At 66.8% G+C, this 23,879-nt stretch carries 19 protein-coding genes; 18 read left to right on the top strand and 1 reads right to left on the bottom strand.

The window, feature by feature from the left end:
- The first annotated feature begins 357 nt into the window (after nt 1–357).
- The 4 genes from glpR (at nt 358) to C1Y63_RS01400 (ending at nt 3,628) form a co-directional block, all read left to right on the top strand.
- On the top strand, nt 358–1,329 hold the full coding sequence (gene glpR, locus C1Y63_RS01415) for a gephyrin-like molybdotransferase receptor GlpR (RefSeq protein ID WP_106014682.1): 972 nt from the start codon (nt 358–360) through the stop codon (nt 1,327–1,329).
- A 66-nt stretch (nt 1,330–1,395) separates the two neighbouring features.
- Entirely contained in the window at nt 1,396–1,797 is a 402-nt protein-coding gene (locus C1Y63_RS01410) for a DoxX family protein (protein WP_106014681.1), read from the top strand.
- Nucleotides 1,794–2,441 (top strand): zf-HC2 domain-containing protein, encoded by a 648-nt coding sequence (locus C1Y63_RS01405; RefSeq protein WP_106014680.1) that lies wholly within the window; start codon nt 1,794–1,796, stop codon nt 2,439–2,441. Before C1Y63_RS01410 ends, C1Y63_RS01405 begins: the two co-directional genes overlap by 4 nt.
- Before the next feature lie 20 nt (nt 2,442–2,461).
- Nucleotides 2,462–3,628: an alpha-amylase family protein gene (locus C1Y63_RS01400; RefSeq protein ID WP_106014679.1), complete on the top strand. Its 1,167-nt coding sequence runs from the start codon at nt 2,462–2,464 to the stop codon at nt 3,626–3,628.
- Between the two features lies 1 nt (nt 3,629).
- Here C1Y63_RS01400 and C1Y63_RS01395 read toward each other — a convergent pair whose 3' ends face one another.
- On the bottom strand, nt 3,630–5,162 hold the full coding sequence (locus tag C1Y63_RS01395) for a dolichyl-phosphate-mannose--protein mannosyltransferase (RefSeq protein ID WP_106014688.1): 1,533 nt from the start codon (nt 5,160–5,162) through the stop codon (nt 3,630–3,632).
- A 10-nt stretch (nt 5,163–5,172) separates the two neighbouring features.
- Here C1Y63_RS01395 and rsmI point away from each other — a divergent pair, with 10 nt between their 5' ends.
- The 14 genes from rsmI to ppk2 all read left to right on the top strand — a co-directional run bounded on the left by rsmI (nt 5,173) and on the right by ppk2 (nt 23,854).
- Nucleotides 5,173–6,048, top strand: a complete 876-nt coding sequence (gene rsmI / locus C1Y63_RS01390) for a 16S rRNA (cytidine(1402)-2'-O)-methyltransferase (protein ID WP_199189044.1) — start codon at nt 5,173–5,175, stop codon at nt 6,046–6,048.
- 193 nt (nt 6,049–6,241) lie between these two features.
- Entirely contained in the window at nt 6,242–8,038 is a 1,797-nt protein-coding gene (locus C1Y63_RS01385) for a BCCT family transporter (protein WP_106014677.1), read from the top strand.
- 435 nt (nt 8,039–8,473) lie between these two features.
- Entirely contained in the window at nt 8,474–11,146 is a 2,673-nt protein-coding gene (locus tag C1Y63_RS01380) for a hypothetical protein (protein WP_146128826.1), read from the top strand.
- Nucleotides 11,147–11,269: 123 nt separating this feature from the next.
- Entirely contained in the window at nt 11,270–13,105 is a 1,836-nt protein-coding gene (gene metG, locus C1Y63_RS01375) for a methionine--tRNA ligase (RefSeq protein WP_106014675.1), read from the top strand.
- A gap of 60 nt (nt 13,106–13,165) precedes the next feature.
- On the top strand, nt 13,166–14,002 hold the full coding sequence (locus tag C1Y63_RS01370; protein WP_106014674.1) for a TatD family hydrolase: 837 nt from the start codon (nt 13,166–13,168) through the stop codon (nt 14,000–14,002).
- A 209-nt stretch (nt 14,003–14,211) separates the two neighbouring features.
- Entirely contained in the window at nt 14,212–15,348 is a 1,137-nt protein-coding gene (locus tag C1Y63_RS01365) for a resuscitation-promoting factor (RefSeq protein WP_106014673.1), read from the top strand.
- A gap of 61 nt (nt 15,349–15,409) precedes the next feature.
- On the top strand, nt 15,410–16,288 hold the full coding sequence (rsmA, locus tag C1Y63_RS01360; RefSeq protein WP_106014672.1) for a 16S rRNA (adenine(1518)-N(6)/adenine(1519)-N(6))-dimethyltransferase RsmA: 879 nt from the start codon (nt 15,410–15,412) through the stop codon (nt 16,286–16,288).
- A complete protein-coding gene (locus tag C1Y63_RS01355; RefSeq protein ID WP_106014671.1) occupies nt 16,278–17,249 on the top strand; it encodes a 4-(cytidine 5'-diphospho)-2-C-methyl-D-erythritol kinase in 972 nt (323 codons plus the stop codon). Before rsmA ends, C1Y63_RS01355 begins: the two co-directional genes overlap by 11 nt.
- A 19-nt stretch (nt 17,250–17,268) precedes the next feature.
- The gene (locus tag C1Y63_RS01350) at nt 17,269–19,071 is read left to right on the top strand and encodes an ABC-F family ATP-binding cassette domain-containing protein (protein WP_106014670.1); all 1,803 of its coding nucleotides are present in this window, start codon (nt 17,269–17,271) and stop codon (nt 19,069–19,071) included.
- 21 nt (nt 19,072–19,092) lie between these two features.
- Nucleotides 19,093–20,502, top strand: a complete 1,410-nt coding sequence (locus C1Y63_RS01345; RefSeq protein WP_106014669.1) for an L-serine ammonia-lyase — start codon at nt 19,093–19,095, stop codon at nt 20,500–20,502.
- 413 nt (nt 20,503–20,915) lie between these two features.
- Complete coding sequence (locus tag C1Y63_RS01340; RefSeq protein ID WP_106014668.1) at nt 20,916–21,350, top strand: hypothetical protein; 435 nt, start codon at nt 20,916–20,918, stop codon at nt 21,348–21,350.
- Nucleotides 21,351–21,368: 18 nt separating this feature from the next.
- Nucleotides 21,369–22,463 carry a hypothetical protein gene (locus tag C1Y63_RS01335; RefSeq protein ID WP_146128825.1) on the top strand — a complete coding sequence of 365 codons (1,095 nt, stop codon included), beginning with the start codon at nt 21,369–21,371 and terminating at the stop codon, nt 22,461–22,463.
- A 52-nt stretch (nt 22,464–22,515) separates the two neighbouring features.
- Nucleotides 22,516–22,839, top strand: coding sequence for a putative quinol monooxygenase (locus C1Y63_RS01330; RefSeq protein ID WP_106014666.1), 324 nt, complete (start codon nt 22,516–22,518; stop codon nt 22,837–22,839).
- Nucleotides 22,840–22,963: 124 nt separating this feature from the next.
- Nucleotides 22,964–23,854, top strand: coding sequence for a polyphosphate kinase 2 (gene ppk2 / locus C1Y63_RS01325; RefSeq protein WP_106014665.1), 891 nt, complete (start codon nt 22,964–22,966; stop codon nt 23,852–23,854).
- The last annotated feature ends 25 nt before the right edge of the window (nt 23,855–23,879 follow it).

Genomic DNA, 23,879 nt, shown 5'->3' with positions numbered 1-23,879 from the left:
GCCGAACCGGACTCGGGGCCAGTTCCAGCGGGACGCGGACGGCAAGGTCAGATTCAAGTTCCGTGGCCGGGCCACGGAGGGCGAGTCGACGATGTCGCGGTTCGCGGCGGGGGAAACACTGCGGCACTTGCGGGGGCCGTAGGTAGTGGGGCGAGTAAGCCCCCGGATCCAGGGGTGGTCCGGGGGCTACTCGTCGTGCCCTGGTACCCGGGGGAGCATGTGACGAGTGGGGAAAGTGTCAACTCCCGCGCGCCGCAGACTGTGCGCACCCTGCCGAGACGATAGGTTAGATAGGCGCACGCGCCGGATGCCGGTGCGCTGCCTGTTTTTGCTTGTTGTGAGGTGTAAAGGGGTTCGATGTCCTCCACATTGGCCGTGGCGTTGCTGATCGTCGTGTGGATTTTTGTGTTGGCGCCGATCGTGGTGCGCAACCAGAAACCCATCCGGAAGACGACCGACGCCCTGGAGAAGACCCGCGTGGTGGTCTCCGGCGGGGAGATTCCCGCAGGCCCGCGCCGGCCGCGACTGCTGCCGACGGACGTGCACGTCAGCCGTGAAGAGTTGGCGGGCGCCGAAGATGTCGATGATGCCGACATCATCATTGAGGACTCCCCGCGCGCTGAGGCCCCCGCACCGACCCTGGTGCCGGTGGACGGCTTCGTCGAGGAAGACGAGGCGGACGAGGAGGAGCGCGCCGTCGTCGAAGACGTGCCGCTCGCCGAGGACGCCTACGACATTGACGACGCTTACATGGGCCCGGCGGATCTGCTGCACCCGGAGGCCGAATACGTGGCCACCGACGTCGAGGAGCTCGCCGAGAACCGCGACGAGGCGCAGCCGAGCCTGCGCGACGCCTTTACTGCCGACGACTTGGAACTGAGCGACGAGGACCGCGCGTTCGCGGAGTCGCGCCTGTCGGCGACGGCCTACAACCCCCAGCGGGAGGCGGAGAAGTGGGCGCGGATCACTGCCCGCCGCCGCCGGGCACTTGCCGGCTTCGGTATCGCCTGCGTGCTGAGCCTGCTGGTGGCCCTCGCGGTCGGTTCCTTCGCGTGGGCGCTGCCGGTGCTGGCCATCGGGTTCTCCGTTGCCTACCTGGTGGCGTTGCGCAACCAGGTGGTGCTGGAGAAGAACCTTCGCGCGCAGCGCATCGCCCGCCTGCGCCGCCAGCGCCTCGGGGTGCGCACCAGCGAGGACCCTAGCGTGCGCCGGTCGGCGCCCGGCACAGTGGCAGTGATGGTGGACGATGAGTCCCCCGATTTCGTGGAACTCGAGGTGGCTGAGTTTGTGTCCTGGGAGGAACCCGCCCCGGACCGCGAAGTCAGCTAAATTCTCCTCCCGGCGCCCCGTATGATGTGGGCGCCGGGTTTTCTTTGATTGTGAAGGTGGTTGTCCGTGGATAAGCCGTACGTCCGCGATGGGGCGCTGTTGGTGCTGCGCCTCACGCTGGGTTTTGTCTTCATCTTCCACGGCTGCATGGTGTTCGCCGACGGGGTGTCCGTCACGGCGGACTCCTTCGCCGCCAGTGGCGTCCCGCAGCCGACCCTGTCGGCCTACATTGCTGGCGTCGCGCAAATCTTGGGCGGGGCGGGCCTCATGGTGGGCATGTTGACGACGTTCTGCGCGGGTGCGTTGGCGTTGTTCATGCTGTGCGCCATGTATTTCGTCCACGCCTCCCACGGGTTCTTCGTTGCCGATGGGGGAGTGGAGTACCCGCTCGTCCTCGTCGTCGCGCTCGGGATGATTGTGGTCTTCGGCGCGGGGCGCGCCAGCGTTGACGAAGTGCTGTCCCGATGAAGTGCGCGGACGTGCAGGCCGCCCTGTCCGCCCGGCTGGATGGGGAACCCTTTGATGCACCCGATGATGTCATCGACGCCCACCTGAGCGAGTGCGCCGAGTGCACCGCGTTCTTCCAGGCGGCTGCGAGCCTCAACCGGCAGTTGTCTCTGCAGCCCGCCCCGCCGGCGGTGCCGGATCTGGCGCCGGTGATTCTGTCGACGATTGAGCCGGAGTTCCGCCGGCAGGCCCGCGCCCGTGCCACCTGGGTGACGGGCTGCCGGGTGATGCTCGTCGTGCTGGGCTTGTTGTTCGTGTGGTCGGGGCTGGCGGCGTTGACCACCCCTGCGCCGGGGGCGGAGGCGTTGGCGTTGGATGCGGCGGCGGTGCGGATGACGCTCGCCTTTGGGGCGTTGTTCGCGGCGTGGCGGCCCGACGCCATGGCGGCCCTGGCGCCCATGTACGGGGCGCTGTGCGCGTTCAGTGTGGGGTTGCGGCTGCGGGACATCATCTTCGGCACGATCACCGGCGGCGAGGTGTGGTTCCTCGTGCTGGCGGGCGCGTGCGCCGTCACGTTGATTGCGGGCTGGTTGGGCCGCAGCGGGGTGGTGCTTCTGCGCAGCACGTGGAAGACCTTGAACGCCGTCCCGCTGGAATCCCGCTAAAGGGGACTAGCCTGGAGGGCGTGAGCTTCTCCGATCATGCAATCCTCTGGCACGTCTACCCCTTAGGTTTCGTCGGCGCCCCCATCCGGGGCGAGCGCCACCCGGCGGTGCGCTGGCCGCACCTGAGCGCGTGGTTGGACTACGCCCAATCCTTAGGCACGAACGTTGTGCAATTGGGGCCGGTGTTTTCCTCCCGCACCCACGGCTACGACACGGTCGACTTTTTCACGATCGATGACCGCCTCGGTGGGGAGGAGGACTTCGCGGCATTCCTCGCCGCGGCGGGCGAACGGGGCCTGCAGGTGGTCCTCGATGGGGTGTTTAATCACGTGGCCGCCGGCGGCCCCCTCGACCGGCCGGAGTTGGTGCGCGACACCGTCTTTGAGGGCCACGGCGACTTGAAAGAACTCGACCACAGCCGAGACGAGGTCGTCGACCTCGTGGCGGAGGTCATGATCTACTGGCTGGATCGGGGTGTGCGGGGGTGGCGGCTGGATGCCGCCTATGCGGTGCCGGCCGAGTTCTGGGCGCGGGTGCTGCCGCGGGTGCGGGCCGCGCACCCGGAGGCCTGGTTCGTCGGCGAGATGATCCACGGCGACTACGTGCAGTACGTCGCCGACTCCGGGTTGGATTCCGTCACCCAGTACGAGCTGTGGAAGGCCATCTGGTCGTCGCTCAAGGACCGGAACTTCTTCGAGTTGGCGTGGTCGCTGCAGCGGCACAACGACTTTGTTGCGCACTTCCGGCCCATGACGTTCGTCGGCAACCATGACGTCACCCGCATCGCGACGCAGGTGGGCGCTGCGGGGTCGGCGTTGGCGCACACGGTGCTGTTCACCGTCGGTGGGGTGCCGGAGGTGTACTACGGCGACGAGCAAGGCTTTACGGGCGAGAAGTTTGAGCGCCTCGGCGGCGACGATGAGGTGCGCCCCGCCTTCCCCCACTCTCCGGAAGAGTTGTCCCCCCTCGGCGAGCCGCTGCTGCGGTGGGTGCGCACCTTGATCGGGGTGCGCCGCCGCCACCCCTGGCTGGTGGATGCGCGGGTGGAGGAGATCGCCACCACTAACGACACGTTCCACTACGCCGTCGTCGGCCGGGAGCAGCAGCGCCTCGAGGTGTATCTCGACGGGGCGCAGGGCACGGCCCGCATCAGCGATGGGCAGACGACGCTCGCGCAGTACCCCTAAGCTACTTCCAGCTGGGCAGCCACAGCAGGCTGTCAATGTAGGCCTTCGGCAGGGCAATGCCGTAGATGATCGGCAGCCAGTAGACGAAGGACACGCAGATGAGGCTTAAGTAGACGGGCACGGCGGCCGCTCCGATGCGGGTGCGCCGCAGTTGCTGCAGCAGCTGCGCGAGCAGCACCACCGTGAACGGCACGAGGGCGGTGGCGTAGAAGAAGTACATTTGCCGGTCGTAGCCGACAACCCACGGCAGGAACCCGGCGGCGAACGCCACGAGCGGCAGGACCACACCCCAGCGGCGGCGCACAATGCCCGCCCACAGCGCCCAGCCGACGACAGGCACCGTCAGCCACCACAGGGTCGGCGTGCCGAACATGTAGATGAGGCGGTCGCAGTCCTCCCGGCCGAAGCAGCTGATGTCCCGGTCCGACAGGTACAGGATCGGCCGGCCGGCGACCAGCCAGGTCCACGGCTTCGATTCCCAGGGGTGGTGGTGGCCCGCGGACGTCGTCAGGGAGGCGTGGAACTGCAGCACGCTCTGGTGGTAGTACAGCCAGTTCGCGAGCGCCTCCGGCAGCTGCCGCAGCGCCGAGTTCTCCGGGATGCTGCCCTGGGCGAGGGCGTGGCGGTACACGGAGGTTTCGCTGCTGAACCAGGCCCGCCACGACCAGGCGTAGATCGCCACCGGCACGATGACGACGGCGAGGAAGTTCGGCAGCGTATCCCGCAGCAGCACCCCGCGGGCAGGGTGGGTGATGAGTGCTCGGCGGCGCAGCCAGTAGTCGTGGCACACGAGGTAGATGCCGAAGAACGCCATGTAGTACAGGCCCGACCACTTCACCGACAGGGTGCAGCCCAGGGCCACGCCAGCGAGGAAACGCCACCACCGGAACCCGAGGAAGGGGCCGAGGCGGGAGCTGTAGAGCACGTCCTGGGCGGCGGCCACCCGGGCGGTGACATCGGCGTGGTCCCGGGCGAGCGCGTACACCGCCAGCAGCACAAACAGGGTGGTGAAAATGTCGAGCATCCCGAAGCGGGAGGCGACGATGAGCACCCCATCGGTGAGCGCCAGCAGGCCGGCCACCGCGCCCACCCAGGTGGAGCGGGCGAGTTCGCGGGCGAGGAGAAACACGAGGAGCACGACGAGGCAGCCGGCGATCGCGACCGACAGGCGCCACCCCCAGGGGGAATAGCCGAAGAGGTACTCGCCGAGGGCGATGAGCTGTTTCGCCAGCGGCGGGTGGACCACGAGCCCGTAGCCGGGGTTCGATTCGATGCCGCCCGTGAGCGGGTTGATGGTGGACTCCACCATGTCGTAGGCCTGCGGCACGTAGTGCTTCTCGTCGAAGACGGGGGTGCCTTCACTGGTGGCGGCCCCCAGCGCCACCATGCGGGTCGCCAGGGCGGCCAGCGACAGCACGCCGAGCACGATCCAGTCGAGCCGGGTCCACGGGAGGCGGGAGGCAGTAGTAGTCACGAAGCCAAATCCTAGGCCATCGCCGCCGCAGGGGTGGGCTGCGGGTGGGTTTTGGGGCATGCTGGAAGCCATGGAAGCTCCACTCGACGTGTTTGCCGCGCAGCTGCGCGAACCCCTGCCGCAGGGCGTGATTCTGGCCGCCACCCCGCTGGGCAACCCGGGTGATGCGACGTTTCGGCTTGTCAATGCGCTCGCCCGGGCGGACGTCATCGCCGCCGAGGACACTCGCCGCACCCGCGCGTTGGCGGCGGCGTTGGGGGTCACCCCCACTGGCAGTATTGTCTCCAACTTCGACCACAATGAAGCTGACCGCGTGGAGCAGCTGCTGGAGGCCGCCCGCCACGGCAGTGTGCTCGTGGTGACGGATGCGGGGATGCCGGTAGTGAGCGACCCGGGGTTGAACATCGTGGCCGCCGCCCACGCCGCGGGCGTTCCCGTCACCTGCCTGCCGGGGCCCTCGGCGGTGCCGACGGCGTTGGCGCTGTCGGGGCTGGGGGTGGGCCACTTCGCGTTCGACGGGTTCGCGCCCCGCAAGCAGGGGGCGAAGCGCACCTGGTTGGAGGAGGTGGCGCGGTCGCGGCGGGCGGTGGCGTTCTTTGAATCCCCGCACCGCATTGAGGCGACGCTTGAGGAGATGGAGGAGGTGTTGGGGGATACCCGGCGTGTGGCGGTGTGCCGGGAGTTGACGAAGACCTATGAGGAGGTGTTCGTCGGTACTCTGCCCGAGGTGCGGGCGTGGGCCCAGGGTGGGGTGCGCGGCGAGATCACCGTCGTGGTCGATGCGGCCGATGATACGCCGCCGGAGTCTGCCGATCTGGTGTCGGTGGTGCTCGCCCGGGTGGAGGCGGGGGAGCGGTTGAAGGATGCGGCGAAGGCGGTGGCGAAGGAGTATGGCGCGAAGCCGAAGGCGCTCTATGATGCGGTGCTCGCCGCGCGCGACATGTAGCTTCCACTTATCGAAGTGGGGCGATTTGGGCGCAGTTGTTACGTAATTGTTATGTGGTGGCGGCACCATCCCGCCCCACCTGCCCTTTCCTCGGGCGTGCTCGGGGGCTGCGGCTGTGTGTCTGCTGCCTTTTTCCCAGGAGGCGGCTGCCCGTGGGTTGAAAAGGGGTGCGTCTTCCCCCACGGTGGTAAGTATGACCAATTCTGACCTGACCCCTGAGAAACCTCAGGACGCCGAGGACACCGTCTTTACGGACGACTCGGCGACGGCCATGCAGCAGCTGGCTGTCATGCTGGAAAACCATGAGGACATCCCCGAACCCGTCGAGGAGGAGATCGTCCTCGACGGCGAGAGCGAGGACGCTCCCATCAACTGGGCGGTCGTCCTGCCCGCGATGGCGATTGTGCTCGCCGTCGTCGTGTGGGGCCTGACTGCCGCCGAGTCGTTTTCGAACTTCGCGAGCTCCGCGCTCGGCGTCGTTGTCGACTCCGCCGGCTGGGCGTTCGTGCTCTTCGGCACCGTCTTCGTGTTCTTCATCTTCGCGATCGCGATGAGCCGCTTCGGCACCATCCGCCTGGGCCGCGACGAGGAGGCACCGGAGTTTTCGACGGTGAGCTGGATCGCGATGATGTTCGCCGCCGGCATGGGCATCGGTTTGATGTTCTACGGCACGAACGAGCCGTTGTACCACTACCGCAATGGCGTGCCCGGCCACGCGGAACAAGAGGTGGGCACCGCGTTCGCGACCACCCTGTTCCACTGGACGCTGCACCCGTGGGCGGTGTACGCCATCGTGGGCCTGTCGATCGCGTACTCCACGTTCCGCATTGGCCGGAAGCAGCTGCTGAGCCAGGCGTTCGTGCCGCTGTTCGGTGAGAAACACGCCAATGGCGTGGTGGGCACCATCATCGACATCCTCGCCATCGTGGCGACCGTGTTCGGTACCGCCGCCTCCCTGGGCATCGGTGCCGTGCAGATCGGCGCCGGCCTGGAGGCCGCGGGCATTGTGCAGGATCCTTCCACGAAGACGATCCTCATGATTGTGGCGGTGTTGACGCTGGCGTTCCTGCTGTCCGCGATGTCGGGCGTCGGCAAGGGCATCCAGTACGTGTCGAACGCGAACATGGTGCTGGCGAGCGTGCTGGCGATCTTCGTGTTCGTGCTGGGCCCGACGGTGCACATCCTCAACCTGCTGCCCACCGCGATCGGCAACTACCTGCAGACCTTCTTTGAGATGGCGGCCCGGACCGCTGACTCGGCGAACGGCACGGCCGGCGAGTGGCTGTCCGGCTGGACGATCTTCTACTGGGCGTGGTGGATCTCCTGGAGCCCCTTCGTCGGCATGTTCCTGGCGCGCATCTCCCGCGGCCGCACGATCCGCGAATTCGTCGTCGGCGTGACGTTGGTGCCGGCGGCGGTGACCGTGGTGTGGTTCGCCATCTTCGGCGGTACCGCCATCCACTTGGAGCAGATCGGCGAGTCCATTTGGGGCGACGGCGATTCCAAGGCGCAGCTGTTCGACCTGCTGCACACCATGCCGGGTGGCGTGGTGGCCGGGTTCGTGGCGATGGTGTTGCTCGCGACGTTCTTCATCACCTCTGCGGATTCCGCGTCGACGGTGATGGGGTCGATGAGCCAGAACGGTCGCTTGGAGGCGTCCCGGGGCGTGACTGCCGCGTGGGGTGCGCTGACGGCCGCGATTGGTTTGACGCTGCTCGTCTCCGGCGGTGACGACTCGTTGAGCAACCTGCAGACCGTGACGATTATTGCGGCGAGCCCCTTCCTGCTCGTCATCATTGGGTTGATGTTCGCACTCGTCAAGGGCCTGTCGGATGACCCGCTGTACCTGGATCACAAGGCGCAGCAGAAGTTTGCGATGAAGCTGGCCCGCGAGCGGCGTATTCACGCCGAGCATGCCCGCCGCGAGGCGGAGCACGCGCGTCGCCGGGAGGCGCGTCGCAAGCACCGCCCGCACCGTTCGAAGCACTAAGGTGCCCAGGCGCCGCCCCTCGGGGCGGCGTTTTTTTCGTGCTGCGGGCATGGACTTTCTCACAGTGGGTGCATAGGGGTGTGAGGGTTCGTGGGGTTTTGTCTGAAAAGGTCTTGGGGTGGTGTCGTTCGTGCCAGCGGTGCTGGTGGGGCGGCGGCAGGCTGGCCCAGCCGGGTGGTGCGCGGGGCGGCTGATGTGGGTTTTCTTAGGTGCGCGTTAAGTGTCGGCGGGGTGCGTTTGTGCAGCGTATGCGCCCACTGTGAGCTGGCTATCATACCCCCAAAAGGGGGTGTAGGTGACGGTGAAAAATGGTGTGTGTGCTGCACAAACTCCAGCTTTGGTGAGCCTAAAACTGTGATTGTGCTGATTTTTAGCCCCCGCATCCTTAGCATGAAGCGCGTTCACCCCGCCGACACAGCACAGGAGACAAACACCGTGTCCACTCCCCGGAGAGTGTTCTCACTGGCCGCCGCCGCGGCGCTGGCAGTCAGTGCGCTCACAGTCCCCGCCACCCACGCCCAGTCGGGCGTGGACCGCACCGCAGCCTACGTCACGGAGGCCACCGCCACCCGCGACGCCGAGCCCGGCACGCCTCTGCGGGCAGGAGAAAAACTCGCCTTCGGGTTCACCTTCGACGCCAGCCCCTACTACCGCACCGACCAGGCCGCCCAGCCGGGCGACTACCTGCGCGTCACGCTGCCTGCCTGGTTGCGCTTCCCCGGCGCGAGCGTGGACATGACCAACCCCGACAATGAGGTCATCGCCCGCTGCGTGCAGGTCGTCGGCCCGGAACTCACCTGTACGTTCACGGACTTCGTGGCCCGCTACCCGCACAACATTCACGGCTGGTACAAGTCCGTGGCCACTGTGCAGCAGGTCGATCGCGACATCGTCGACGACATTGTCGTCGGCCCCCACGTCATCACCCCGCGCCGCGTGGTCGGCGGCGAGGGCGAGGGCCCTGTGGCCGCACCCCTGCCGCCGCTGGCGGATGTGGAGCCCTGGGAAGGCCCCCGCGCGGGCGGGGACTCCTACAAGTGGGGCGAAGTCATGGACGTCCGCGAGTTCACCGGCGGCGAATCCATCTTCGGCTGGTTTGTGTCCACCCCGGGCACCGGCGGCCCCATCACCGTCACCGACCCGATGCCGCGGCCCCAGGCGCGCGCCACCTACCTCGACGACAACCCCGCCTACAACCAGTCCGTGCAGGTCCGCGCCCGCAACACCACGACCGAGGGCGACGCCGGCGGCTCCTGGGCACTGGCGGACCAGGGCGGCACCGCCTGGCTCGTCGACGCCGAGGTGTCGTGGACCCTCGACGAGGACGGCCGCCACGTCGCCCGCGTCACCATCCCCGCCACCGATCCCGCACTGACCTACCGGGTGGCGATGTACACCGGCACCGCCCCGGACGCCTACAACGACGGCGCGACCGTCGACAACGTCGCCACCATCGGCACCACGACCACCACCAGCCGCCTGGAAGTGCACCCCCGCACCATCGCCCGCGGCACCGGCGATCCGGCGGTGGCCGAAATCAAGGTGTACAAGGAACTCCGGGGCGACACCGCCCCCGGCGCCGACACCCCCTTCCACGTCACCGCCACCTGGACCGCAGGTGCTAAGACCACCACCACGGACCTCGTCGTCACCGCCGAGACCCCCGGCGTGCTGAGCAACATCCCCGCCGACGCTGTCGTCACCCTGCAGGAAAACACCCCGGAGGGTGCCACCTTCGAATCCGCGGCCTTCGGGGCCGGCCAGTACGGCGATGAACAGGCCACCTGGTTCACCGCCGACGGCCCCACCGCCACCATCCGCGCCGAAGGCGGCACCGTTCGCAGCGTGCTGCTGACCAACCTCTACGGCAACTACACCTACGTGCCCTTCACGGTGCACAAGACCGTTCAGGGCCTCGCAGCCGTCGACACCCCCGCCACCTTCCAGGTCACCGGGACCTGCGACCGCGATTCCCGTGACAAGACCATCGCGGCGAACGTCCCCTTCACTGTCGCTGTCCCCGCCGACGGTGACGCGCTCGTCGGGGAATTCCCCACCGGCACCGTCTGCGCCATCACCGCAGAAGACGGCGCGGATGTCACCGACTACACGGTGACCAAGGATTTGGGTGCGCCGGTCACTGTGGCGGCGGCCGCCACGGCGACCGTGACGAACTCGTATGCGCCCACCACCGAGACAACGCCGCCGATGCCGTTCCGCTTCCCGACGCCGGACCCCTCCGAGGAGAACCCCACCCCGGATCCCTCTACCGAGAAGCCTGCGCCCAAGCCTTCGACGGAAAAGCCGGAGCCGACCCCGTCTACGGAGAAGCCGGAGCCGAAGCCCTCGACTGAGAAGCCAGAGCCGACCCCGTCGACTGAGAAGCCGGAGCCGAAGCCCTCGACTGAGAAGCCAGAGCCGACCCCGTCCACGGAGAAGCCGGCACCGAAACCTGAGCCTTCGACGGAGAAGCCGGAGCCGACCCCGTCCACGGAGAAGCCGGCACCGAAACCTGAGCCTTCGACGGAGAAGCCTGCGCCGAAGCCTGAGCCTTCGACGGAGAAGCCGAAGCCGACCCCGTCCAGCGAGAAGCCTGCGCCGAAGCCGTCGACTGAGAAGCCGAAGCCGACCCCGTCTACGGAGAAGCCTGCGCCGAAGCCCTCGACTGAGAAGCCCACGCCGACCTCGTCGACGGAGAAGCCGACGCCGGTGGTGCCCACCGATCCGAAGGACCCGTCGTCGTCGGAGGTGCCGTGGTGGCCGTTCCTCATTCCACTGGTGCCGTTGCTGGTGGGTGGGTCGTCGAGCCCGGCTCCGGCCGCACCTCCTGCACCTGCTGCGCCGACCCAGGTCGCAGCGGAGCCCGCGCCGACTCCGGCACCTGTGAAGGGTGTTGCGAAGCCGACTGCGGCTCAGCCCGTTGCGGCTCAGCCTGCTGCCGCGAAGTCTGCTGCGTCCCAGCCTGCAGCTGCGAAGCCCGCTGCTGAGTCCCGGGGCTTGGCGAACACGGGTGCCACCGTGTTTGGTGTCCTCTACGCCGCGTTCGCGGCCCTGGTGCTCGGCGGCGCGTGCCTGCTGGCGGCGCGCCGGGTGAAGAGCCAGAACTAGCGCCCCTTGTGAGAAGGCCGGCGCATGGTGAGTGATGAGTGCTCGCCGTGTGCCGGCCTTCGGCATGCCTGGGGGTGGGGGTGTGTTCACGGGGCGGGTGACTGTCGGATACAGTAAGTCACCATGACAAAGTCTGTGCTCACCGCTGTCGCTTGGCCGTACGCGAACGGCCCCCGCCACATCGGCCACGTGGCCGGTTTTGGTGTTCCCTCCGATGTGTTCGCCCGCTACCAGCGCATGGCTGGTGCGGACGTGCTGATGATTTCGGGCACCGATGAGCATGGAACTCCGCTGCTGGTGCAGGCGGAGAAGGAGGGCGTGAGCGTGCAGGAGCTCGCGGACCGCTACAACCGGCAGATCGTGCAGGATTTGGCGGGCCTGGGGTTGAGCTATGACCTGTTTACGCGCACGACGACTCGTAATCACTATGCGGTGGTGCAGGAGCTGTTTAAGGGCCTGTACGACAACGGCTACATGTTGAAGCAGACGACGATGGGTGCGATCAGCCCGTCGACGGGGCGCACCCTGCCGGACCGCTACATTGAGGGCACCTGCCCGATTTGTGGTGCGGAGGGCGCGCGCGGGGACCAGTGCGATAACTGTGGTAATCAGCTGGATCCGGCGGATCTCATTGATCCGGTGTCGAAGATCAACGGGGAGACCCCGAAGTTTGTGGAGACCGAGCATTTCTTGCTCGATTTGCCGAGCCTCGCGGAGGCGCTGCGCACGTGGCTGCAGGGCCGGGAGGATTGGCGCCCGAACGTGCTCAAGTTCTCCCTGAACTTGCTGGATGATTTGCGGCCGCGGGCGATGACCCGTGACATTGACTGGGGTGTGCCGGTGCCGATTGAGGGCTGGCAGGACAACAACGCGAAGAAGTTGTATGTGTGGTTCGATGCGGTGGTGGGCTACCTGTCTGCCTCCATCGAGTGGGCGTACCGCAGTGGGGACCCGGAGGCGTGGAAGCGTTTCTGGACGGCGGAGACCGCCCAGTCCTTCTACTTCATGGGGAAGGACAACATCACGTTCCACTCCCAGATTTGGCCCGCGGAGCTGCTGGGCTACCGGGGCATGGGCGCTTCCGGTGGCCAGTGCGGCGAGCTCGGTGAGCTGCAGCTGCCGACGGAGGTGGTGTCCTCGGAGTACCTGACGATGTCGGGTAGCAAGTTCAGCTCCTCCAAGGGTGTGGTCATCTACGTCAAGGATTTCCTGGCGGACTTTGGTGCGGACCCGTTGCGCTACTTCATTGCGACCGCAGGCCCCGAGAACACCGATACGGACTTCACGTGGGATGAGTTTGTGCGCCGCGTGAACAACGAGTTGGCGAACGGCTGGGGCAACTTGGTGAGCCGCACGGTGGCGATGGCGGCGAAGAACTTTGGTTCCATCCCGGCGCCCGCGCAGCTGACGGACGCCGATCAGGCACTGTTGGACCTGGCGGAGAACGCCTTCGCGGTGGTCGGTGAGCACCTGGAGCACTCCCGTTTCAAGGCGGGCATTACTCACGCGATGCACGTGGTGGGGGAGTGCAACGCCTACTTGGGTGAGCAGGAGCCGTGGCACTTGGCGAAGGACCCTGAGGCGCGGGAGCGTTTGGCGACCGTGCTGTGGGTGGCGCTGCAGGTGATCAGTGACGCGAATACGCTGCTGACGCCGTACTTGCCGGCAACTGCCCAGAAGGTGCATGAGACCTTGGGTCGCGAAGGTGTGTGGGCGGCGATGCCGCAGATCGTGGAGGTCACCGACGACATGCCGGTGGATCCGGTGGGTGTGGGCCTGCCGGAGAAGGGCCGCACCTACCCGGTGATCATGGGTGATTATGCGGCGGCGCAGGCGACGTGGGCGCGCACCCCGCTGGTGGCGGGCACGCCGCTGGCGAAGCCGAAGCCGCTCATTCAGAAGCTGGATGTGGAGCTCGGCGAGACCGGCCCGGAGTGGGCGCCGGTGGTGCGCGGCTAAACCACGCGGGGGCGTGTTGTTTCCGGCTGCGGGTGGGTGCCTCGACTAGCGTCGGGGGCCGTGTCGAAGAAGAAGCCCCGCCCGCAGCCTGTGCCCGCCGACCCGATTGCTGGGTTGGTGGATGCGCATACTCATCTCGCGTCCTGTGGGGTGCGTACCCCGGAGGAGGTGCGCGGCTTCGTGGACGAGTGCGGGGCTGCAGGGGTGGAGTTGATCTGTACCGTCGGCGACGGTCTCGAGGAAGCCGAGGCGGCGTTGGCTGCGGCGCAGGCGGATGAGCGGGTGTTTGCTGCCTGTGCGGTGCACCCCACGCGGGCCGCCGAGCTGGATGCCGCGGCGCGGACCCGTCTGCAGCAGATGGCGGCCGATCCGCGATGCGTGGCGATTGGGGAGACGGGGCTGGATACCTATTGGATCCGCCACTCCGAGACCTGCGCCGATCTGGCCACCCAGGAGGAGGCGCTGCGCTGGCACATTGATCTGGCGGTGGCCAGCGGCAAGGCGTTGATGATTCACAACCGGGAAGCCGACGAGGACTTGTTGCGGGTGTTGGCGGATGCGCCGGCGCCGCGGGCGACGATTTTGCACTGTTTTTCCTCGCCGCTCAGTGTGGCGGAGGAGGCGTTGGCGCGGGGCTACGTGTTGAGCTTCGCGGGCAATGTCACCTTCAAGCGCAATGAGGACCTGCGGGCGGCGGCGCGTATCGCGCCGGCGGGGCAGTATCTCATTGAGACGGATGCGCCGTATATGACCCCGGAGCCGTATCGCGGGGCGAAGAACTCTCCGGCGCTCATTGGGCACACGGCGCTGTGTGTGGCGGCGGCGCGCGGCCAAGAGGTGGAGGAGACTGTGTCGGAGATCAACGCCACCTTCCGGCGTGTGTACGGTCTCACCTAGCATCACTTTTTTCGTGACGCAAGCACACGCCTGAGCATTCCTGAGACTGATGTGACGTTCTCTCAGGTTTCTCCCACCGCGGTTGCAGGAAAAGCCCTCGACAAAGCCGCTTTGTTACCGTATTGTGACAATCGTTGCGTCTACCCCCAATCGTGGGGGTTGCCGGCTCGTGCCGGCCGACCGTGTTCCCCACTTCTTTGGAGAGTAACGTGCCTGAGCACAAGAAGTCCCGCATTACGCGCATTAACTCCACCCACAGCGTTCCGCTGCGGCTGGCCACCGGTGGCATGCTCGCCACCCTGCTGGTCGGTGGTGGGGTGGCGCTGACCACCAAGAAGGACGTTGTCCTCGACGTCAACGGTGAGCAGCGCACCATTGCGACGATGTCGGGCACCGTCGACGGCGCGCTGCGCCAGGCGCACGTCGACCTCGGCGCGGGCGACATGGTCACCCCCGCCCCGGAGACGAGCCTCGCCGACGGCCAGGTCATCACCATCCGCGCGGTGCGCCCCGTGGCGCTCATCATCGATGGCAAGGAGCAGACCGTGGACACCACGGCGCTTACCGTCGATGAGCTCCTCGCCCAGCTGGGCACCGTGGGCTCCTCCGACAAGATTTCCGCTGAGCGCACCACCCGCATCCCCCGCGAGGGACTCACCCTGGATGTGACCACCCCGAAGACTGTCGGCATCAACGACGGTGGGGTGCTGCGGCAGGCATCCGTGGCGGCGAAGACCGTCGGTGACGTGCTCGCCGCCGAGGGGATTGAGCTCGGCGCGGACGATGTGGTGGAGCCCGCCGCCGGTACGCCCGCGGCGACGGGGCAGAACATCACCATCACCCGCATCCGCACCGACGTCATTTCTGAAACCTCCCCCTTCACCGCGGAGGCCGTGACGGTGGAGGACCCGGAGCTCGACGAGGGCACCCAGGTCGTCGAGGTCGAGGGCACCCCTGGCACCCGCAAGACGGTGCGGGAAGTCCGCTACGAAAACGGTGCGGTTGTCTCCGACACTGTCATCGCCACCGAGGAGCTCGTGCCCGCGACCCCCGCCACCATCAAGGTCGGCACCAAGCCGCAGGCGCCCGCCGTGCCGATGGGCACCATCTGGGACACCATCGCCCAGTGTGAATCCACCGGCAACTGGTCGATCAACACCGGCAACGGGTTCTCCGGCGGCCTGCAGTTCACCCCGTCGACGTGGCTGGCGTTCGGCGGCGGCGAATACGCCCCCATGGCGTACATGGCGACCCGCGAACAGCAGATCGCGGTGGCGACCAAGGTGCAGGCCGTGCAGGGCTGGGGCGCCTGGCCCGCCTGCACTGCGAAGCTTGGTATCCGCTAAGCCCACTGAGCCCACGGTCGCCGTGGGCTTTTTTCATCCCCGCGCGGTAGGTTGATATGCGATGTCTGCGCACCATGAACTTACTCCCGCCACCCTGCTGGGGCCGGCCCAGATCCGCGAGCTCGCGGAGGCCGTTGCCATCACCCCGACGAAGAAGTTGGGGCAGAACTTTGTGCACGATCCGAATACGGTGCGCATGATTGTCGACCAGGCGGGCATCACCGACCGCGACCACGTCCTCGAGATCGGCCCCGGCCTGGGGTCGCTGACTTTGGCGCTGCTGGATACCGCAGCCTCGACGACGGTGTGCGAGATCGACCCCCGCCTGGCGGCCCAGTTGCCGGACACGGTGGCCCGTTTCGCCGGCGACCACGCCGAGAAACTCACCGTGATCCAGGCGGACGGGATGACCCTGAGTCGGGAACACTGGCCGGCCGACCACCTCCCGACGGCGCTTGTGGCGAACCTGCCGTACAACGTCAGCGTGCCGCTGCTGCTGCACGTCCTCGAGGAGTTTCCCTCCCTGCGCACGGTGCTCGTCATGGTGCAGCTCGAGGTCGCGGAGCGTCTCGCCGCCACCCCGGGCACCAAAATCTATGGGGTGCCGAGCGTCAAGGCCGCGTTCTACGGTGAGGTGCGCTTGGCGCACACCATCGGCAAGAACGTGTTCTGGCCGGCACCGAACGTGAACTCGGGGCTCGTGCGCATCGACATCACGGACACCTGGCCGCGCGCCCTGCGCGGGGAGGTGTTCCCCCTGGTGGATGCGGCGTTCGCGCAGCGCCGCAAGACGCTGCGGGCAGCCCTGTCCGGCCACTTTGGGTCCGGGGCGCGTGCAGAGGAGGTGCTCCGGGCGGCGGGCATCGACCCCACCCTGCGGGGCGAGAAGCTTGAGGTGGCGGACTTTGTGCGCCTCGCGGAGGTGGCCCGTGAGCACTAGGCCCACCCCGGGCGATCAGGCCCGCCTCCACCCGCGCCCCTTCCACATGGTCGGCCGCGCCCGCGGTGGGGTGACGGAGATTGCCCGCTCCAAGGTCAACCTGCACCTCGGCGTCGGCGATGCCCGCCCGGACGGCTATCACGAACTCGTCACCGTCTTTCAGTCCCTCTCGCTGCACGACCAGGTGACCATCACGCCCACACCCGAGGCGGATGGGCCTGTGTCCGCGCTGTCGGTGCAGGGCCCCTCGAGTCACGTCATCCCGGTGGATGGGAGCAACCTTGCCTGGCAGGCGGTCGAGGTCTTCGCTGGGGCTGCGGGCGTGCCGGTGCCGCCGGTGGCGGTGCATATCACCAAAGGCATCCCGGTCGCCGGCGGCATGGCGGGAGGCTCGGCGGATGCGGCGGCGGTGCTGCGGAGCATGAATACTCTCTGCGGGGCCCCGCTGACCCGCGCCCAGTTGCTGGACTTGGCAGCCCAGTTGGGCTCCGACGTGCCCTTCTGCCTGCTGGAGGGCCACGCCCTGGCGCGGGGCCGGGGCGAGCTGCTCCAGCCGCTGCCCACCCGCCCGCGCCTGCATTTCGCGTTGGCGTTCCACCGGCGGGGCCTGTCGACGCCGAAGGTGTTCGCCCAACTCGATGACATGCGCGCCGCGGGTACCGCCCCGGCCGCCGGCCCCCCGGATGCGCTGCTGGCGGCAGGAAGCCCCGAAGAGGTCGCGCCGCTGATCGCCAACGATCTGCAGGCGCCGGCGCTGGCGCTGGCACCGCACCTCGCCGCCACCCTCGCCGTGGGGGAGGAGGCGGGCGCACTGCGGGGCTTCGTGTCCGGCTCGGGGCCGACGTGCGCGTTCCTCTGCGCCGACGAGGCCGCCGCCCGCCGCGTCGCCCACCGGCTGCACCTGGAGAAGGTCGCCGACGATACGGCCTGCGCCCACACTGTGGGCGCGGCCGAGTTCTAACCCAAAGGAGAACACTGCTGTGGCACAGCCGACGAACCTCATCAACCTGGAGAACGTCTCCAAAACCTACGGGCTGACAACCCTGCTCGATGGTGTGAGCTTGGGCGTGCAGGCCGGCGACCGGATTGGTGTCGTGGGCCTCAACGGCGGCGGCAAGTCCACGCTGCTCAAAGTCCTGTCCGGGGCCGATACCCCGGATGCGGGGCGGGTGTCCCACACCAGTGGCCTGCGGCTGGCGGTGGTCACCCAGGACGCGAACCTCAACCCCGCGGACACGGTGGCGGACGTGGTGCTCGCGCCGCTGGGGGTGGCCACCTACGAGTGGGCGGGAAACGCCCGCATCCGCGATGTGCTGCAGGGCCTCGGCATCGTCGAGTTGGGGCTGGACACCCCCGTGGGGTCGCTGTCCGGTGGGGAGCGGCGCCGCACGAACTTGGCGGCGGCGCTGGTGCGTGAGCTGGACGTGCTCATCCTGGACGAGCCCACCAACCACCTCGATGTGGAAGGCGTGCAATGGTTGGCGACCTACCTGTTGGCGATGAAGTGCGCCCTCGTCGTCGTCACCCACGACCGCTGGTTCCTCGACACGGTGGCCACCACCACCTGGGAAGTCCACGACGGGCACGTCGACGTCTACGAGGGCGGCTACAACGATTGGACGTTCGCCCGCGCGGAACGCGTCCGCCAGGCCGATGCCGCGGAACAGCGCCGCCAAAACCTGGCCCGCAAGGAACTCGCCTGGCTGCGGCGGGGCGCCCCCGCCCGCACCTCGAAGCCGCGCTACCGCATCGAGGCCGCCGAGGCGCTCATTAAGAATGTGCCGCCGCCGCGCGACCAGGTGGAGCTCATGGCGTTCGCGAAGCAGCGCCAGGGCAAAGTCGTCGTCGAGCTGGAGGACGCCACCATCGCCACCCCGGATGGCCGGGTCCTCGTCGAGGACCTCACCTGGCGGCTGGGGCCCGGGGAACGCATCGGCCTCGTCGGCGTCAACGGCTCCGGGAAAACCACCCTGCTGCGGGCACTCGCCGGCGAAAGAGAGCTCAGCCGCGGGCGGCGGAAAGAGGGCAAGACCGTGCGGCTGGGGTGGCTGCGGCAGGAACTCGACGACCTTGACCCCGAGCGGCGGCTGCTCGACGCGGTGGAGGACGTCGCCAGCTACGTCGACTTCGGCAAGAAACAACTGTCCGCCTCCCAGCTGTGCGAGCGGCTCGGCTTCAGCCCCGCCCGGCAGCGCACCCCCATCCGGGACCTCTCCGGCGGGGAACGCCGCCGCCTGCAGCTGACCCGGGTGCTCATGGCGGAACCGAACCTGCTGCTCCTCGACGAGCCGACCAACGACCTCGACATCGACACACTGCAGGAACTGGAATCCCTCCTCGACGGCTGGGCCGGCACCCTCGTCGTCATCTCCCACGACCGTTACCTCATTGAGCGGGTGTGCGACAGCACCTGGGCGCTGTTCGGCGACGGCACGCTGACGAACCTGCCGGGCGGCATCGAGGAGTACCTTTCCCGCCGGCAGGCCACCGCGGCGGCACGCACCGGGGTCGTCAACCTCGGAACCTCCGAACCCGCCCCCGCGCGGGAGGGGATCAGCGCCGCGGAACACCGGCGGGTGACGAAAGAACTCGCCGCCATTGAGCGCAAAACCGCCAAGCTGGAGCAATCCCAGGCGGAGATCGAGGCCACCATGGCTGAGCTCGCCAGCGACCCGCAGGCAACCGGCCGGCTCGCGGAGCTCGGCACCCAGCTCGGCGAGCTGGTGGCCGCCCGGGAAGAACTCGAAATGGAGTGGATGGAGCTCGCCACCCAATTGGAGTAGGGGCCGCTAGGATGAGTGCCCATGACTGTTTCCGCCTTCGACCTGTTCACCATCGGCCTCGGCCCCTCCTCCTCCCACACGGTGGGGCCGATGCGCGCCGGGTTGGAGTTCGCCCGTCTGCTGCACTCCCAGTGGGAGGAGGTGTCGCAGGCGGCGGGCGGCACGGTGGCCGGCGGGGCGGTGACTGCGGGGCCGGGGATCACGGTGATTCTCTACGGTTCCCTCGCGGCGACGGGGGCGGGGCACGGCACCCTGGGGGCGTGCCTGCTCGGCCTCGATGGCGCTGACCCGGAGACCGCCGACCCGGATGCGGTGGCCCGCCGCCTGGCGGAGATCCGCAGCCAGCGCACCATCCACCTGGCGGGTGATCCGGCGCGGGCGGTCGTGTGCGGATTCGAAGACATTATTCTCCGGCCGGCGGTGGTGCGCACCGTGCACACGAACGCGGTGACGTTCGTGTGCGGTCCCCTGCGCCGCACCTACTATTCGATTGGTGGTGGGTTCATCCGCACCCGGGACGACACCCCCGCCCGGGAAGTGCTCAGTGGTGAATTGTGCTATTCCTCCGGGGCGCAGCTCATCACCTTCGCGGAGAATGCTGGCCTGTCGATCAGCGCGGTGCAGCGCGCCTGCGAACGCAGCGTGCGCAGCGACGCGGAGATCGACGCCGGCTTGGATCGGCTGCACGCCGCGATGGAGGGCTGCGCGCGGCGGGGCATTGCCTCCCAGGGGGTGCTTCCCGGCGGGCTGGGGGTGCGCCGCCGCGCCCACGGCTGGTACGAGCAGCTTCTCGCCGACGACCCGCAGCGCACCGCCGAATTCAGCGAAGACTGGGTCAACCTCGTCGCTCTTGCCGTCAATGAGGAAAACGCCGCGGGCGGGCGGGTGGTCACCGCGCCGACCAACGGGGCGGCAGGCATCATTCCTGCGGTGCTGTTCTACGCCCAGCACTTCACCCCCGCCGGCCGGGCGGACCCGGTGGGCACCCACCGCCGTTTCCTTCTCGCGGCCGCAGCCATCGGCTCACTGCTCAAAGAGCGGGCGAGTATCTCCGGGGCGGAAGTCGGCTGCCAAGGGGAGGTGGGGTCCGCTGCCGCGATGGCTGCCGCGGGGCTGGCAGAGATCCTCGGCGGTTCACCCCGCCAGGTGTGCAACGCCGCAGAGATCGCCATGGAGCACTCCCTGGGGCTGACCTGCGACCCCATTGGTGGGCTGGTGCAGATCCCCTGCATTGAACGCAACGCGATCTCTGCTGGGAAAGCGATCAATGCGGCGAAGATGGCGCTCCGCGGCGACGGGACCCACCGGGTCAGCCTCGACGACGTCATTGAGACGATGCGCCAGACGGGGCGCGACATGTCCGAACGCTACAAGGAGACCGCGGGCGGCGGTCTCGCACTGACCGTCGCCGTGAATGTGCCGGAGTGCTAGGTGGTGTAAGTGCCGGGGTGGGGGAGGAAGCGAAAACGAGCGCATCTTCGCACCCCAAGCCCAGGGCGCTCTGCCGGTTTGAGCACCCACATCCACCCCCATATGAGGGTAGCCAAGCATAGGAATTTTTTCCCTACATTGGCGCCCTGAGCTGCGCTTATGTGTTTGCGGTGTCGAACTGGCCCCTCAAAAGTTGGACAAAGTACTGGCGCTGAGGTTGTTCGCGTTGTATCTTTCATAACTAGGCAAGGCGAACCTCGATAAGGGGTGTCGGTGAAGAAGATAGCTTCCAGACTTTGTCGGGGAGCTCTTCGCTACTCCTTGCCTCTGCGGAAATTTCTCGGCGGGATTACTTCTTTGCCGACATGGTGAGTTCCGCAGCTTCTAATGGTTTCCTATTTGAAGGAGTTTTAATGAAGAAGCTTTTTGCTGCTTCCGCTGCCGTGGCGTGCGCCGTCGCGCTTGCCCCGGCCGCTCAGGCCCTCCCGCCTTTCGGCGCTTCTGAGAACACCCCCGGCACCAAGGTGACGATCACGTCTCCCCTGGAGATCCGTGCGGGCGAGAACGTGTCCGTCAAGGTTTCGGGCTTTGCCCCGAACTCTGTCGTGTCCATCAAGGTTGACGACGGTAAGGGCTACAGCAACACTGGCGTTCAGTTCACCGGTGTCGTGGGTAAGGTCACCACCAACTCCCGCGGCGAGGGCACCACCACCTTCGAGATGCCCTGTGAAATCGGCCAGCGTACGAACCACTGGCTGCGTCTGCTGAACAAGACCGACGGCAAGATGTACTCGCACCGCACTGGTGCGGACCTGTACGTCCGCGGTTACGCGTCGCACTGCAGCTAGTGTTCTCACTCTGCCGACATGATGTTCAGAACAAATGGACATCATGTCGGCAGCTCATTTTTGACTGAAAGGTTATCGATGCGTAAGTGGTATTCATCGATCCTCGCGGCTGCACTCGTGATGACCAGCGCTGGGGTGGCTGCGGCGGCGATGCCGGAAGACGACAAGATTGCCGTCGGTAAGGATGACTCGCTCTTTGCTGACAACGGTTTGCCGAAGTATCCGAACCCCGACTCCAAAGATCTACTCTCCGTTGCCTTTGTGAAGAACGATGACGGCCAAGATGTCGTTCGCTTTACTGCGCCGGAGATTGCCCCGGGCACGTGGGTGTCTGTTCGTAATTTCGTCGGTTTTTACGATGTTAAGTACAAGAAGTGCTTTTCTGGCGGATTCGATGGCACGTCTCGTCTGACTGGAGGGGGGAGTTCGTGGGCTCAGTTCCGGCAGATCGGCGACGATCACACGGTTGACTTTTCCCTTTCTCAGGTGGCCTTCGGGCTCGGCCCGATGATTGTGGCGCTGGACGTAATGCCTGAGGACCAGGTGAATAAGGTTCGAAATTCCCCTGGATTTGGTGTGTCGTTCTTTGACACGGTCGCGTGGACTTGGGTGACTTCTAAGCCGGGGCCCGATGCCAAGAAGCCCTGGATCGGCGCTACCGTTGACAACGGGTACGATCCTGCGGCGTTTGCCGAGCCGGCCGATCCTGACAATTCTCGTTTGCCTGACTGTCTTCTTCCCGAGAGCTATGACTTCTCTGATGATGTTCCGCTGAGCCCGCCGCGGAAGAAGCCGGCTGCGGAGCCGAGTGTTCCGGCTGCTCCGAGTACTTCGGCAACCCCGAGTACTCCGGCTGCTCCGTCGGTGGTGCCGAGTACTGCGGAGTCGTCGAGCTCTGCGGCTCCGACGACTCCGCCTGCTGTGGTGCCGTCGACTCAGGTGGAGGTTCCGAAGGAGCCGGTGAAGAAGGATCCTGCGAAGGGGTCGTCGGATGCGTCTGCGCTGAACATTACGTCGGTGGGCGGTGCGGTGATTGCTTTGTTGTTGGCTTTGTCTGGTTTGGGTGCGTTGGTGTCCATGCTGGCGGCTGCGGGCCTGATCCCCAAGCTCTAGGCTGTGCCGTGGATGTTGGCGCTTCGGGCGCGGGTTGGTTAGCGTGGTGAGCATGATTCTGATCAACGTGAAATTCACCCCGCTGCCCGAGAACGTCGACTCCTTCCCGGAGATCGTCGCCGACTTCACCAACGCCACCCGTGCGGAAGACGGCTGCTTGTTCTTCGAGTGGTACCGCTCCGTGGAGCGCCCCGAGGAGTACATTCTCGTCGAGGGCTTCCAGGACGATGCCGCGGAGGCACACGTCAACTCCGATCACTTCCGTGCGGCCTGTGAGCTGTTCCCGACCGTGCTGACGAAGACGCCGGAGATCATCAACACGCTCATTCCGGGCAAGACCCACTGGGATGAGATGGCTGAGTTCAAGGTCGTCTAAGTCTCTGCGTGCACCTGCCCCGCCGATACGTCGGCGGGGCAGGTGTTTTTTGGCGCGTCAGGGGGATTGTGGGGGTGGCGGGCTGCTGGGGTGCGGGGCTGTGGGGGCGATACAGTGGGGAACTATGGCTAAGAAGAACGATGCTGTGCAGGATAAGCGACCGCCGAAGCTGTCGAAGGAGGCCTACGAGGCGGAGCTCAAGCGCCTGCAGGCCGAGCTGGTCGACATGCAGCAGTGGGTGGTGGAAACTGGTGCCCGTGTGGTGGTCATCATGGAGGGGCGTGATGCTGCTGGTAAGGGGTCGGCGATTAAGCGCATCACCCAGTACCTCAACCCTCGCACGTGCCGTATTGAGGCGCTGCCGGCGCCGAGTTCCCGGGAGCAGGGGCAGTGGTATTTCCAGCGCTATGTGGAGAAGCTGCCCACCGCGGGTGAGATCGTCATCTTTGACCGCTCGTGGTACAACCGCGCCGGTGTCGAGCGCGTCATGGGTTTTTGTACCTCCCAGGAGTACCGCCGGTTCCTGCACCAGGCGCCCATTTTTGAGCGTCTCCTCGTGGAGGACGGCATCATGCTGCGCAAGTACTGGTTCTCCGTGTCCGATGAGGAGCAGGTGAAGCGTTTCAAGTCGCGCCGGAATGATCCGCTGCGCCGCTGGAAGTTGTCGCCGATGGACCTGCAGTCCATTACCCGCTGGGAGGATTACTCGCGGGCGAAGGATGAGATGTTCGTGCACACGGATATTCCCTCCGCGCCGTGGTACACGGTGGAGAGTGAAGATAAGAAGCGGTCCCGCATCAACGTGATCTCTCACCTGTTGTCGACGATCCCGTACGAGAAGATTGATCGCCCGCTGCCGGAGATTCCGGAGCGCCCCGAGTCGACCAACGACTATGAGCGTCCCCCGCGGGAGGATTTTCGCTACGTGCCGGATGTGGCCGCCAACCTGGAGCGCGGCCGCGTCGACGCCGAGGAGAAGAAGGCGAAGAAGAAGGCGAAGAAGAAAGGCCGGTAGCCCACGCCCGTCGGGGGTGTAGGTT

It is taken from the genome of Corynebacterium sp. 13CS0277 (assembly GCF_002994655.1).
Taxonomy (GTDB): domain Bacteria; phylum Actinomycetota; class Actinomycetes; order Mycobacteriales; family Mycobacteriaceae; genus Corynebacterium.
The sequence above is the reverse complement of the archived record's forward strand: the minus strand, read 5'-3'. Positions and strand labels throughout refer to the sequence as shown.

Bases quoted from the DNA above. Each gene is read 5' to 3' on its own strand.
- glpR (WP_106014682.1), top strand. From the start codon at position 358: ATGTCCTCCACATTGGCCGTGGCGTTGCTGATCGTCGTGTGGATTTTT.
- C1Y63_RS01405 (WP_106014680.1), top strand. From the start codon at position 1,794: ATGAAGTGCGCGGACGTGCAGGCCGCCCTGTCCGCCCGGCTGGATGGG.
- C1Y63_RS01395 (WP_106014688.1), bottom strand. From the start codon at position 5,162: ATGCCCCAAAACCCACCCGCAGCCCACCCCTGCGGCGGCGATGGCCTA.
- rsmI (WP_199189044.1), top strand. From the start codon at position 5,173: ATGGAAGCTCCACTCGACGTGTTTGCCGCGCAGCTGCGCGAACCCCTG.
- C1Y63_RS01385 (WP_106014677.1), top strand. From the start codon at position 6,242: ATGACCAATTCTGACCTGACCCCTGAGAAACCTCAGGACGCCGAGGAC.
- metG (WP_106014675.1), top strand. From the start codon at position 11,270: ATGACAAAGTCTGTGCTCACCGCTGTCGCTTGGCCGTACGCGAACGGC.
- rsmA (WP_106014672.1), top strand. From the start codon at position 15,410: ATGTCTGCGCACCATGAACTTACTCCCGCCACCCTGCTGGGGCCGGCC.
- C1Y63_RS01345 (WP_106014669.1), top strand. From the start codon at position 19,093: ATGACTGTTTCCGCCTTCGACCTGTTCACCATCGGCCTCGGCCCCTCC.
- C1Y63_RS01340 (WP_106014668.1), top strand. From the start codon at position 20,916: ATGAAGAAGCTTTTTGCTGCTTCCGCTGCCGTGGCGTGCGCCGTCGCG.
- C1Y63_RS01335 (WP_146128825.1), top strand. From the start codon at position 21,369: ATGATGTTCAGAACAAATGGACATCATGTCGGCAGCTCATTTTTGACT.
- C1Y63_RS01330 (WP_106014666.1), top strand. From the start codon at position 22,516: ATGATTCTGATCAACGTGAAATTCACCCCGCTGCCCGAGAACGTCGAC.
- ppk2 (WP_106014665.1), top strand. From the start codon at position 22,964: ATGGCTAAGAAGAACGATGCTGTGCAGGATAAGCGACCGCCGAAGCTG.